Raw genomic sequence first — 12,655 nt, forward strand, 5'->3', positions numbered from 1 at the left:
CGAGAGCTGATGGCCGTCATCGAACAACGCGCCCTTCGAGGCATCGACGTCCCACGCGGCAAGCCCTTCAGCAAAGCCGTCGGGCAGGCCGACCTGCCTCAGGATCGCGGCGTAATCTGCCTGCGGCAGATCGCGGTACGGGATGTCGCGACCCGTCTGGCGTGAGATCTCGGCGGCAAGGTCGGCGAGCATCACCGCGTCGTCACCGGCCAGCTCATAGGTCTTGCCCTCATGGCCGTCGCTGGTCAGCACGATGGCTGCGGCTTGGGCATAATCAGCGCGGGTCGCGAGCGACAGGCGTCCCTCGCCAGCGCTGCCGACGAGCGCACCATTCTCCAGGGCTGCGGGAATCGAGCCGGTGTAGTTCTCGGTGTACCAGCCATTGCGCAGGAGGGTCGTCGGGATACCGGAGGACGCCAGCAGCGCTTCGGTCGCGCGATGCTCCTCGCCCAGACTGATCGGCGAGCGGTCGGCATGCAGCAGGCTGGTATAGACGATACGCTTGATGCCTGCCTGCTTGGCGGCCTCGATGACGTTGCGGTGCTGCGGCTCGCGCTGCCCGACCTCGCTCGATGAGATCAGGAGCAGCGTGTCGACCCCGGCCAGCGCCGGAGCGAGCGTCTCGGGCTGCGCGTAATCGAAAGCGCGTGCCTCCACGCCCAGATCGCTGGCCTTTTCGGGCGAGCGCACCAGCGCCACGATCGGCTCGCCGGTCAATTTGCGCTTCAGGCTTTCGATGACGAGGCGGCCAAGCTGGCCGGTCGCGCCGGTGACGGCGATAGTCATGACAATTCTCCTTCGGTGACGCGGTAAGATTAGTTGAAACGGAAGCCGGAAATGGCGGTCGACAGGACTTCCTCGGCATAGACCCGGGCGCCTTCGCCCTTGGTCGCACCGGCTGCGACCATCAGGGGCAGCAGATGCTCCTCCTTGGCCGGGGGATGGGCGAACCGTGCCGAGGGCGCATCGGCCCAGCGCGCCAGGCGCTCGGCCCGCTGCGGGCCGTCGAGTTCCATGCTTTCGGCCAGCCACTGGTCGAACGCTTGCGAGCCGGGCGTCGAGCGCGGGTCGCCATAGGCGCGCATGTTGTGAAAGCTCATGCCCGAGCCGAGGATCAGCACGCCCTCCTCACGCAGCGGCGCAAGGGCGCGGCCCGCAGCGACATGGAGGGCCGGGTCCAGCCCCCGCTCGACGGACATCTCGATCAGCGGAATGTCCGCATCCGGAAAAGCCACTTTGAGGGGGACGAACACGCCGTGATCCAGGCCCCGCTTCGCGTCGACAGTCGAGGGGATACCCGCATCCTTGAGCAGGGCCGCGGCACGAGCAGCGAGCGCGGGTGCGCCTGGCACGTCGTAGCGCAGCTGATAGGTATGGGGCGGGAAGTTGTAATAGTCGTAGATCAGTTCGGGCCGTTCGGCGCCGGTGAAGGCGAAGCCGTCCGTCTCCCAATGTCCCGAGACGACGAGGATGGCCTTGGGCTTCTCGGCGAGCGTGTTCGGCAGGTTGCGCAGGAACGCTTCCATACCGGTCCACACGCCGCGCGGATCGTCCATGAAGAAGCAGGGGCCGCCGCCATGCGGGATGAAGTAGGTGGGCTGGACGCTCATGGTCATACACTCCGGTGCAGGCGCCGCGGAGGCGGCCTGGATCATCGATCTGTTGGCCGGAATATGTGCCCGCTATCGCGCAATGATAATCGCTCGCGTAGAAGGATCAGCTTCAACCACGGGTAGGAAGTCATGGCGGATCGGTTGAGGGGTATGGACGTATTCGTGCGGGCGATCAGGCTCGGTGGCATCTCTGCTGCCGCCCGTGATCTGCACATGTCGCCTGCGATGGCGGCCAAGCACCTCGACGCCCTTGAAGCGCGGCTTTGCACAACGCTGGTCCAGCGCTCGACGCGTCGACTGTCGCTGACCGAGGCGGGCGCTGACTATTTCGAGAAGGCCGAACGTATCCTGATGGAGATCGGTGAAGCCGAGGCGGAGGCATCGTCGCGATCGATCACCGCGCGGGGACTGCTGCGCGTCAGTGCGCCCGCCACCTTCGGCGTCCTGCACCTTGCCTCGCTCGTCCCTACATTCTCCGCGCGTCATTCCGAGGTGACGATCGAATTGGGCTTCAACGATCGCTACGTCGACCTGCTGGAAGAGCGATGGGATGTGGCCGTGAGGATCGGGCGCCTTGCCGACAGTGCGCTTGTTGCCCGCAAGCTCGTGGCGATGCGCGTCGTGCTGTGTGCCGCCCCCGCCTACCTGGAGCGGCGCGGAACGCCCACCCGCCTGGCCGATCTTGGCGATCACGATTGCCTCGGCCACACCAACGCGTCGCTTGCAGGAACGACATCGTGGGCGTTCGGCAAAGACGGGACGATCAAAGTGCCGATCTCAGGATCGATGTGTTCCGACAATGGCGAGGCCTTGGTTCGCGCTGCCATCGTGGGCCAAGGGCTGGTTTATGGGCCACGCTTTATTGCGGCAGAGGCGCTTCGCGCCGGCCAATTGAGCGAGCTTGAGCTGGACGAGCCGCCTATGATGCTGGGAGCGGCATATGCTATCACACACCCGACGCGGCGCCCCGCCGCCAAGACGCGGGCGTGGATTGACTTCTTAGCCGAAGCACTCCCCGCTCTTGGCACCGATTGGTGAGAGGCCGAGCTAGCAGACGTCCCGAGTTTTCACCCGAGGACCGCGTCTGCTATCTCAAAACATCACGGTCTTTTATGATTGTAGATATCAGTGACCCAGCGAAAGCGACGCCCACAACCGCACATGGCTGGCATCGATAACGCCGAGGCTTGATCCCTTTCAGTTGGTGCAGCGGGGGCCGCGGGCGCGGCGGACGTTGCGGGTGAGCGTGAACCGCATCACTGCCAACCCTCGATGACGATCTTGCCGCGTGCGGTAGTGCTCTCAAGCGCCTGGTGCGCGCGCTTGAGGTTCGCGGCGTTGATGGGGGAGAACCGTTCGGTGAGGGTGGTGCGCACCTCGCCGGCGTCCACGAGGCTGGCGATGGCCGACAGGGTCTGACCCTGCGTTTCCATATCAGCGGTCTCGAACATGGACCTGGTGAACATAAACTCCCAGTGGGTCGACACCGACTTGCGTTTGAACGGTACGACATCGAGCGTCTTGGGGTCGTCGATGAGCGCAAAACGTCCCTGCGGGGCGATCAGCTCGGCGATCTGCTCGATATGCTCGTCGGTGTGCGTGGTCGAGAAGACGAAAGCCGGCGCGCCAATGCCCAAATTCGCCACTTGCCGAGCCAGCGGCTGGCGATGATCGATGACATGGTGCGCACCGAGCTCACCCACCCAGGCCTGCGTTTCAGGGCGCGAGGCCGTCGCAATGACGATCAGCTCGGGTACTTGGCGAGCAAGCTGGATTGCCATCGAGCCTACCCCGCCGGCACCCCCGACAATCAACAGCGCATGTGCTGCACCGGCTACAGGAGTACGCACGGACAATCGCTCGAAGAGGGCCTCCCACGCGGTGATCGCCGTCAGCGGCAACGCCGCTGCCTCTGCCCAATCGAGGCTGGCCGGCTTCTTCCCGACAATGCGCTCGTCGACCAAGTGCAACTCGGCGTTGGTCCCATCACGGCCGATGCTGCCGGCGTAGAACACCTCGTCGCCCGGTTCGAAGCCGCGCACTTCAGGGCCAACAGCGCGAACGACACCGGCGGCATCCCAACCCAGGACACGCCAATCACCGTGGATCGAACCCGAGCCAGCGCGCACCTTCGTGTCAACCGGGTTTACCGAGACAGCCTTGACCTCGACGAGGAGATCACGGCCGGTAGCGTTGGGATCGGGAAGTTCGATATCGACGAGAGCTTCCGTGCGATCGATCGTTCCGGGCTGCTGGTAGCCGATTGCGCGCATGATAATTCCTATTGTCAGGGGCTGTATAGCGAACTTTGTCGTGTACGGGATACGCACAAGCGACGTCGCGGTTCGGCATCGTCCTCAGGCTGGCGACGGCGTGGCTGCCGCTGCCGTCTTCCCCGTGAGGTCGGTGATGACCGCGCCGATCAGCGCCCGTAGCCAGCGGTGGGCGGGATCATGCCGATAGCGGACGTGCCAAGCCATTTCCACGGGAAAGCTGCCAAGGTCGACCGGAGCCGGCAGGATCTTCAGCCGGGGGTCGTGCATCAGCCGCCTGCAGATGAGCGAGGGCAAGATGGCGCAATAGTCGGTCACCGCCACCATCTCGGCTACCGCGAAGAAGTTTGTCACGGAGATTGCGACGTCACGCTTCAGCTGCTGCTGCGCCAGCGCCTGGAACAGCCCGGCGCGCATCCGTCCGGGCGGCACGATGTTAACGTGCTTCATCGCCTCGAACTGCTCGCGCGTCATGGCATCGCCGACGCCCGGATGGTCGGCGCGGACGGCGCAGGCGAGCCCTTCGTCCATCAGGTGCTGGACGACGAGATTGTCGGGCGGATCGACGATGCGGCCTAGTACGAGCGCCGTCGTGCCCGATACGACGCCTGTCTCCACAAGATCGTTGCCGTAGGGCGTCAGACGAAGCTTTATGCCGGGAGCGACCTTCTCCAGGCGCGCCACGACAGCGGGGACGAGGACGAACTCGACATAGCCGTTCGGCGCGATGGTGAAGAGCCGTTCGGCCTGTACGGGGTCGAAGGCCTGCTGACCGAGGACCGCGTTGTCGAGCTGCGCGAGTGCCTCGGCGATCAGCGGCGCGAGTTCTAGCGCGATTGGGGTCGGCTGGATGCCGTAGCGCTCGCGGACGAACAGCTGGTCCTGAAGCATTAGTCGTAGACGCGATAGGGCGTTAGACAGGGCGGGCTGCGTCATGCCCATGCGCTCGGCGGCCCGCGTGACGCTGCGCTCCTCCATCAACGCGACGAAGATCGGCAGCAGGTTCAGATCGTAGCGCATACAGTCATCCTGTTAGCGTTATATCTGAAATCAGAAAGATAAACTTCTGGAATATGTCAACGAGGCCCATTTCCCATCCATCGGCGACGGACGCCGCGAACATGGAGGTTCAGATGAGCAAGGGACAGGTTCTCGTTCTTGGATCGAACGCGACGCAGATCGGTCTTCGTGGCGGCGGTACCGCGACGGTCGGTCAGTATCTCAACGAGACGGCGGTCCCCGCGCTGGCTCTGCTCGACGCCGGCTATGACATTGTTCTCGCCACGCCCAATGGGGCCAAGCCGCACATCGACGCCGTCTCCGTTTCGGTTGATCATTTTGGCGGCGATCAGACGGCATTCCAGCGCGCCAAGGACTTTTTTGCCAGCCACCCGGCGATGAACGACGTCCGCAGCTTGCGCTCTGTCGTCGAGGGCGGCCTGGACGGCTTTGTCGGAGTGTTCGTGCCGGGCGGCCACGCTCCCGTCGTCGACCTGATGCAGGACCACGACGCGGGCACGATCCTCCGTCACTTCCACACGGCGGCCAAGCCGACCGCGCTCCTCTGCCACGGACCGGTAGCCGTTGTCGCTACGCTCGACGATGCTCCGGCCTTCCGCAAGGCGCTGGAGGAAGGCGATGACGCCGGGGCGGCCGACCTGGCGCGAGACTGGATCTACTCGGGCTACCGCATGACCGTCTTCTCGGCGAGCGAGGAGAAGATCGCCGAGGAGCAAGTGCTGAAGGGCGAGCTCTTCTTCGACATGGAAAAGGCGCTGCGCTCGGCCGGTGGCGACGTCTCGGTCACTGACAAGAACTTCGCTTCGAATGTCGTCGTGGACCGGGAGCTGATCACGGGTCAGAATCCGGCGTCGGACCAGGCCATGGCCGACGCTTTGATCGAAGCCCTCGATCGCGCCGCTGCGTGAGTACCAGGATGACGGGCGGGGCGCTCAGGATGCGCCCCGCTTCGGATATAACATTACAAGGAACGGTGCCATGACAGCCAACGTGAAGATCGTCGCCGTGCTCACCGCCCGTGCGGATACCGTCGACCGCCTGCACGCTCTGCTCGACGCCATGTTAAAGCCGAGCCGTGCCGAGCCGGGCAATTTGCGCTACGATCTCTGGCAGGACCAGAGCGATCCGAACCGCTTCGTCCTCGACGAGCTGTACGCGGACGCGGATGCGGTTGCCGCCCACCGCGCGACGCCCCACTTCCAGAACTACCTCTCTCAGATCGGCGATCTGGCCGAGCGCGCCGCGTTCGTCCTCAACCCCGTCTCCGCGACCTGAGGGTGCTGCCATGGGCAAGCTTAAAGAATGGGTGGGGTCGGCGCTGCTGGCACAACCGTTCTACATAGAGGAGCTGCGGATGATCGGCCTGTTGGCACCTGCGCTTCGCCTGGGCCTTATGGGCCTCGTTCATCCACGCGGCTACCGCTGGCGCGGGGCCGCGATCCAGCGAAAAATGAACATCTGAAATGAAGGAAACACAGTCATGACCAAAGGTATCAAAGGCAAGGTTGTTCTCATCACCGGCGGCAGCACCGGTATCGGCGCGGAAACCGCGCGGCTTCTCGCTGAACGCGGCGCCAAGGTGGCCATCGCCGCCCGGCGCAAGGACAGGCTCGACGAGGTCGTCGCGGACATCGCCTCAAGCGGCGGCACGGCACGTAGCTACGCGCTCGACGTCACCGACAAGTCGGCGGTCCAGTCCGTCGTCGCCGCGATCATCGCCGACTTCGGCCGCCTCGACGTGCTGATCAACAACGCCGGGCTGATGCCGATCCGTCCGATGGCCGAGGTCAACACCGACGAGTGGGACCAAATGATCGACGTCAATCTGAAGGGTACGCTTTACGGCATCGCGGCGGCCCTTCCTGGCTTTCTCGAGCAGGGCAGCGGCCACATCATCAACCTGAGCTCGGTTGCGGGCATCAAGGTCTTCGCACCAGGCGGCACGGTCTACTCCGGCACCAAGTTCGCCGTCAGCGCGATCAGCGAGGGCCTGCGCCAGGAGGTGGGCGAAAAGGTCCGTGTCACGTCTATCGAGCCCGGAGCCGTCGAAAGCGACTTGAAGTTCACGACGTCGGGCACGGCTGCCGAGACGGTACTCGACTTCTACAAGCAGGCCATCCCGGCGGCGTCGGTGGCGCGTGCTATCGCGTTCGCTGTCGAACAGCCTGATGACGTCGACATCAACGCGATCGTCATCCGGCCGACCGCACAGCAGTTCTGATTTCGACGAGGAGGCAGGGCCGCGTGTGCTCCGCCTCCTAGGAACGTTCCGGCCCGTTTGACCGTTACTTTGCCAAATGATATCTATCCGTTTAACTTGAGGAGTCGATGATGCCCAAACTTGCGCTGTATGTGCCACTGAAGGCCAAGCCCGGAAAAGAGCGCGATGTCGCCAATTTCCTGACCTCGGCATTGCCGCTCGTTCAAGCTGAGCCGGGCACTCTGACCTGGTATGCGATCGAGGAAGGTCCCGGTGCGTACGCGATCTTCGATACGTTCGACACAGAGGAGGATCGGCAGGCCCATCTTGACGGCAAGGTTGCCGCCGCACTGATGGACAAGGCAGAAGAACTGTTTTCTGAACCGCCGCAGATTCACAAGTTCACCCTGCTGGCCGCGAAATAGCGGAGCGGTCGGCAACCTAAGCGGCCGTTTCACTGCAGGGTAAGGCTCGTGTCTCCATCCGGAATGGATGGCCCGGCCGAATCGGTAAATGAATAAATGAATACGACAGGTCATCCGCGATAGTGGATGGCCTTGTCTTTTGCGCTTATCGCACCTCTGAATTTACTGATAAGGCGCCGTTGATGTGTCGCGACGTAATGGCACCATCGGTTCGCGGGAGATTCTTGAGCACATCAATTTGGCGCGTTATTCGGCCGTTCTGGCCCTGTCATTCAGAAAACCGTCGTGAATCGATCCCAGGATGGCCCTACGGGAAGGAACCTCTCAGGTAGCAGAAGGTTCAGGAAACTGAGATCACTTGGAAGGGTGCGATGTCCTCCGCCGTTGCGATGGACCGGATCATCAGCAAGCTCTCGATTTGATGACGCGTTGAGAAGAGCTACGAAAGGTAAAGATCCGTGAAAGCTGTCGTGTACAACGGGCCCAAAGATGTTTCTGTCAATACCATCGATGATCCCAAGATCGAAAAGCAGACCGATGTTCTCATCCGGCTGACCACGACCAATATCTGCGGGTCGGACCTTCACATGTATGAGGGCCGTACCAGCTTTGAGAAGGGCAGGGTCTTCGGTCACGAAAACCTTGGCGAGGTCATCGAAGTCGGCGCTGCCGTAGATCGTATCAAGAAGGGCGATCGCGTGTGCATGCCGTTCAACGTCGGTTGCGGTTTCTGCGAAAATTGCGAACGCGGTTTGACGGGGTTTTGCCTCACGACCAACCCTGGAACCGCCGGCGCAGCGTATGGCTTTGCCGAGATGGGTCCGTGGCAAGGTGGTCAGGCCGAGTTGATGCGCGTTCCTTATGCGGACTTCAATTGTCTGAAGCTGCCTGAGGACGCTGAGGAAAAGGAGGATGACTATGTCATGCTCTCCGACATCTTCCCGACGGGTTGGCATGGCGTCGAACTGTCAGGTTTCCTGCCTGGCGAAAGCATCGCGATCTACGGCGCTGGTCCGGTCGGTTTGATGGCCGCGCATTCAGCCGAAATTCGCGGTGCCTCTCAGATCTTCGTGGTCGATTCTCACGATGACCGCCTGAAACTGGCCGAGGCGATGGGCGCTATTCCGATCGACATGCGCAAGGGCGATCCCGCCCAGCAGATCCTTGACGCGACCGGCGGCCTCGGGACCGACCGGGGGGTCGAGGCGGTCGGGTATCAGTGTTGCGATCGCCACGGCAAGGAGCGCAGCAATTACACGATGAACTGCCTCGTCAAAAGCACGAAGGCCACCGGCGGAATCGGCGTAGTCGGCGTGTTCATTCCGGAAGACCCGAGCGCGCCCGACGATCTCCAGAAGGAAGGCAAGATGGCGTTCGACTTCGGCAACTTCTGGTTCAAGGGCCAGAAGATCGGCACCGGCCAGTGTAATGTAAAGCACTACAACCGGCGACTGATGAAGCTTATCGAGCAAGACCGGGCCAATCCTGGCCAAATCATCTCGCACCGACTGCCGCTCGATCAGGCACCAGACGCCTACAAGCATTTCGACGCGCGCGATGCTGGTTGGACGAAGGTCGTGCTCAAGCCGGGCACCTGACCTTAAGTCTTCGACGGAACAGGAAATAAACTATGACTTTGGAAGGCAAATCCGTTGCCATTCTGATCGCACCCCGCGGGACGGAAGAACCGGAATTCTCGAAGCCGAAGCAAGCTGTCGAGGACGCTGGTGGCAAAGTGACGGTGATCAGTTTCGAACCGGGCAAGGCTCGCACAGTCAATAGCGATCTTGACGAGGGCGGCAGCTATACGATCGACAAGACGTTTTCCGAGGTGAAAGCCGACGATTTCGACGGCCTTGTTGTGCCCGGAGGGACTGTCGGCGCCGACAAGCTTCGCGGCAGCGGCGAGGCAATTGGTTTCATCCGGGCTTTCTTCGACCAGAAGAAACCTGTTGCGGCGATATGCCATGCACCCTGGACATTGATCGAGGCGGGCGTGCTTGAGGGTCGCACCTTGACGTCCTACCCGACGCTGAAGGTCGATATCGAGAACGCCGGCGGTACATGGGCCAATGAGGAAGTCGTGGTCGACAACGGCCTTGTTACCAGCCGCGATCCCGATGATCTGCCCGCCTTCTGTGCCAAGCTCGTCGAGGAAATCGCAGCAGGGAATTAAGACGGGGCGTTTCGACGACCATGTGAGGGCCCTCTCCCTGGAGAAGGCCCTCACAAAGTAAGCGTGGCGGATGGTCAGCGATTGGCCGTCCGCCACGCCGCGTATCACACGAACACGGCGCATCTGACGGGCACTCAAACCCTGAGCCGCGTCAACCGCGGTGACACATCGCCGGCTCCCTCTTCCAGATTCGACCCATTCCAGCGTGTGGTTGAGATGCACCTTATGGAACGTGCGTTCGGCCAGATTTACGACCTATAGTGCCGCCTTGAGATAGCGGGCGGTGAGACTGCCTTCCGCTTCCGCAACGACGCCAGGGACACCGCTGGCAACGATACGGCCCCCATCTTCACCGGCCCCCGGTCCCAGGTCGATGATCCAGTCCACCTGTGCGATGGCGCGCATGTCATGTTCGACGACTACGACGGTATTGCCGGCGTCTACGAGGCCCTGCAGGTGTTCCATCAACCGGTCGCCATCGGAGGGGTGAAGCCCCGATGTTGGCTCGTCGAGGATGTAGATCGTGTTACCGCGTTGAGCGCGTTGCAGTTCAGTCGCCAGCTTGATGCGCTGCGCCTCCCCGCCAGACAGCTCGGTCGCCGGCTGACCAAGCCTCAGATAGCCAAGACCGATCTCCCGCAACACGTCGAGGGAGCGCATCACCGATGCCTCGCCAGCGAAGAAATCGCACGCATCGTCGACCGTCAGTTCGAGCACCTGGGCGATATTGCGCCCGTTCCATTCGACTTCGAGCGTTTGCGGGTTGTAGCGAGAGCCATGACAGGTCGAGCACGGGGCAAAAACGCTCGGCAGGAACAGCAGCTCCACCATGACGTATCCCTCGCCCTCGCACACCGGGCAGCGGCCTTGCGCGACGTTGAACGAGAACCTTCCCGGGCTGTAGTGCCGCCGGCGGGCGAGCGGCGTATCAGCGAAGATCCGTCGCACATGGTCGAACATGCCGCTGTAGGTGGACAGGTTCGAGCGCGGCGTGCGGCCGATCGGTTTCTGATCGACCCGCACCAGCCTGCGAACATGCTCCATGCCTGCGACAAGGCGTCCTTCAGTGTCGTTCTGCGCAACGTCGAGCAGCGGATCGATATCCTCCTCCTCGGCCCCGGGGGAGCCGCCGAGGTGTTCCGTCACGAGCTCGGGCAGCGCCTGACTGACCAGACTGGATTTGCCCGATCCCGAAACGCCGGTGACAGCGGTGAAGCAGCCGATGGGAAACTCGACGTCGAGACCATGGAGATTGTTCCGCCTGATCCCTTCAAGGCGTAGCCATGCCTTGGGATCGCGCGGTGTGCGCTCACTGCGGAGCGGCTCTGCGAACAGGTAGCGGCGGGTGATCGAAGTCTCGACGTCGGCAAGCCCCTCTATCGGCCCGCTGTAGAGGACTTCACCGCCCTTTTCCCCGGCTCCTGGCCCGACATCGACGAGCCATTCCGCGCGGCGGATCACGTCGAGATCATGTTCGACGACGAACAGGGAGTTGCCCGCCGCCTTGAGACGCTCGAGGATGGTGAGCAAGGCTTCGCCATCTGCCGGGTGCAACCCTGCCGAAGGCTCGTCAAGCACATAGACCACGCCGAAAAGCTGTGACGATAATTGCGTGGCAAGCCGCAAGCGCTGCAGCTCTCCGGAGGAGAGCGTCGGCGTGCTGCGGTCGAGCGAAATGTAGCCAAGGCCAAGATCGATCAGCGGCTCTAGCCGCTCGATCAATTCGCAGGCAAGGCGTTGGGCGGCGATCCGCTTCTCGTCGGAGAGATTGGGCGTGCGGCGTACGTCGGGCGCGCTCTTGTGCGCAGAGCCGCCCGCCGCAACCCGTTGTTCGACCGCTGCATCGCGGGCCGCTTTTTCCAGAACATGGCTCTTTGAGGGGGCGGAGACCGCCCCATACGCGCCATGCGCGACGGGCATCAGCAAGTCCTTCAGCTTGAGCACCGTCAGGTCGCCGAACTCGGCAATGTCGAGGCCGGCGAATTTGACCGACAGGGCTTCGCGCTTCAGGCGCTTGCCGTCGCAGGTCGGGCAATCGCAGCCGATGATATATCGCGAGACGCGCTTCTTCATCAGCGCGCTTTTAGTGTTGGCGAAGGTTTGCAGCACATAGCGGCGCGCGCCGGTGAAGGTGCCCTGGTAGCTCGGCTCCATGCGGCGCTTGAGCGCCGTCCGGGTCTGTTCGGGCGTCAGGCCCGCATAGACCGGCACCGTGGGCGCCTCTTCAGTGAAGAGGATCCAGTCGCGATCCTTTTTCGGCAGGTCGCGCCACGGCGTATCTACGTCATAGCCGAGCGAAACGAGGATATCGCGCAGGTTCTGCCCATGCCAGGCGGCCGGCCAGGCGGCGATCGCCCGGTCGCGAATGGTGAGGCTGTCGTCAGGAACCATCGTCTCTTCGGTCGCGTCATATACGCGGCCGATGCCGTGACAGGTCGCGCAGGCCCCCGCGACCGTGTTGGGGGAGAAATCCTCCGCATAGAGCATGGGCTGATGGGGCGGATATTCGCCGACGCGCGAATAGAGCATCCGCACCAGGCTGGAGAGCGTCGTCACGGTGCCGACCGAGGATCGCGCGTTAGCCGAGCCGCGCTGTTGCTGCAACGCGACCGCAGGCGGCAATCCGTCGATCGCGTCGACCTCCGGCACGCCGGCCTGGTCGATCAGGCGACGGGCATAAGGCGCAACCGATTCCAGATAACGCCGCTGGGCTTCGGCATAAAGGGTGCCGAACGCGAGCGATGACTTGCCCGAGCCCGATATGCCGGTGAACACCACGAAGGCGTCGCGAGGTACATCGACGTCGATATTTTTGAGATTGTTCTGGCGCGCGCCGCGAACCTGCACGCAAGCGGGCGGCCCCGTATGCCCATGATCGGTGGCCGGCGTCGTCGCGTGAATATCCTTGCTCTTCAATTCAGTCTTCCTGCACTATCCGCCCGTGCGGT

Annotated in this window: 13 protein-coding genes; 8 read left to right on the forward strand and 5 right to left on the reverse strand. The window is 62.8% G+C overall.

Annotated features, from left to right (window positions below; translation table 11 throughout):
• Together NLI89_RS18615 and NLI89_RS18620 are read right to left on the reverse strand one after the other, a co-directional pair.
• Nucleotides 1-786: SDR family oxidoreductase (locus NLI89_RS18615; protein ID WP_254688348.1), on the reverse strand; the 786-nt coding region annotated here is incomplete at its 3' end.
• A gap of 29 nt (nucleotides 787-815) precedes the next feature.
• The gene (locus NLI89_RS18620; protein ID WP_254688349.1) at nucleotides 816-1,655 is read right to left on the reverse strand and encodes a DODA-type extradiol aromatic ring-opening family dioxygenase; all 840 of its coding nucleotides are present in this window, start codon (nucleotides 1,653-1,655) and stop codon (nucleotides 816-818) included.
• Between the two features lie 108 nt (nucleotides 1,656-1,763).
• Here NLI89_RS18620 and NLI89_RS18625 point away from each other — a divergent pair, with 108 nt between their 5' ends.
• Complete coding sequence (locus NLI89_RS18625) at nucleotides 1,764-2,651, forward strand: LysR family transcriptional regulator (RefSeq protein ID WP_254688350.1); 888 nt, start codon at nucleotides 1,764-1,766, stop codon at nucleotides 2,649-2,651.
• A 218-nt stretch (nucleotides 2,652-2,869) separates the two neighbouring features.
• Here the strand turns inward: NLI89_RS18625 and NLI89_RS18630 are convergent, their stop codons facing one another.
• Both NLI89_RS18630 and NLI89_RS18635 read right to left on the reverse strand, forming a co-directional pair.
• Nucleotides 2,870-3,886, reverse strand: coding sequence for a zinc-binding alcohol dehydrogenase family protein (locus tag NLI89_RS18630; protein WP_242201596.1), 1,017 nt, complete (start codon nucleotides 3,884-3,886; stop codon nucleotides 2,870-2,872).
• A gap of 84 nt (nucleotides 3,887-3,970) precedes the next feature.
• Nucleotides 3,971-4,906, reverse strand: a complete 936-nt coding sequence (locus NLI89_RS18635) for a LysR family transcriptional regulator (protein ID WP_254688351.1) — start codon at nucleotides 4,904-4,906, stop codon at nucleotides 3,971-3,973.
• A gap of 113 nt (nucleotides 4,907-5,019) precedes the next feature.
• Between NLI89_RS18635 and NLI89_RS18640 the strand changes: the two genes are divergently transcribed.
• The 7 genes from NLI89_RS18640 to NLI89_RS18670 all read left to right on the forward strand — a co-directional run bounded on the left by NLI89_RS18640 (nucleotide 5,020) and on the right by NLI89_RS18670 (nucleotide 9,707).
• Complete coding sequence (locus NLI89_RS18640) at nucleotides 5,020-5,814, forward strand: type 1 glutamine amidotransferase domain-containing protein (RefSeq protein WP_151991789.1); 795 nt, start codon at nucleotides 5,020-5,022, stop codon at nucleotides 5,812-5,814.
• Between the two features lie 70 nt (nucleotides 5,815-5,884).
• Nucleotides 5,885-6,181, forward strand: a complete 297-nt coding sequence (locus NLI89_RS18645) for a putative quinol monooxygenase (RefSeq protein WP_198356633.1) — start codon at nucleotides 5,885-5,887, stop codon at nucleotides 6,179-6,181.
• A gap of 10 nt (nucleotides 6,182-6,191) precedes the next feature.
• On the forward strand, nucleotides 6,192-6,368 hold the full coding sequence (locus NLI89_RS18650; RefSeq protein ID WP_254688352.1) for a hypothetical protein: 177 nt from the start codon (nucleotides 6,192-6,194) through the stop codon (nucleotides 6,366-6,368).
• 18 nt (nucleotides 6,369-6,386) lie between these two features.
• Nucleotides 6,387-7,127 (forward strand): SDR family oxidoreductase, encoded by a 741-nt coding sequence (locus NLI89_RS18655; RefSeq protein ID WP_254688353.1) that lies wholly within the window; start codon nucleotides 6,387-6,389, stop codon nucleotides 7,125-7,127.
• 107 nt (nucleotides 7,128-7,234) lie between these two features.
• Nucleotides 7,235-7,531, forward strand: coding sequence for a putative quinol monooxygenase (locus tag NLI89_RS18660; protein ID WP_228518583.1), 297 nt, complete (start codon nucleotides 7,235-7,237; stop codon nucleotides 7,529-7,531).
• Nucleotides 7,532-7,989: 458 nt separating this feature from the next.
• Nucleotides 7,990-9,129 (forward strand): glutathione-independent formaldehyde dehydrogenase, encoded by a 1,140-nt coding sequence (locus tag NLI89_RS21935; protein WP_254688354.1) that lies wholly within the window; start codon nucleotides 7,990-7,992, stop codon nucleotides 9,127-9,129.
• 32 nt (nucleotides 9,130-9,161) lie between these two features.
• Nucleotides 9,162-9,707 carry a type 1 glutamine amidotransferase domain-containing protein gene (locus NLI89_RS18670; RefSeq protein WP_254688355.1) on the forward strand — a complete coding sequence of 182 codons (546 nt, stop codon included), beginning with the start codon at nucleotides 9,162-9,164 and terminating at the stop codon, nucleotides 9,705-9,707.
• Between the two features lie 255 nt (nucleotides 9,708-9,962).
• On the opposite strand, the gene NLI89_RS18675 is transcribed toward NLI89_RS18670, so the two are convergent.
• Nucleotides 9,963-12,623 carry an excinuclease ABC subunit UvrA gene (locus tag NLI89_RS18675; RefSeq protein WP_254688356.1) on the reverse strand — a complete coding sequence of 887 codons (2,661 nt, stop codon included), beginning with the start codon at nucleotides 12,621-12,623 and terminating at the stop codon, nucleotides 9,963-9,965.
• Nucleotides 12,624-12,655 lie beyond the last annotated feature (32 nt).

It is taken from the genome of Sphingomonas faeni (genome assembly GCF_024273235.1).
Lineage (GTDB): Bacteria > Pseudomonadota > Alphaproteobacteria > Sphingomonadales > Sphingomonadaceae > Sphingomonas > Sphingomonas faeni_A.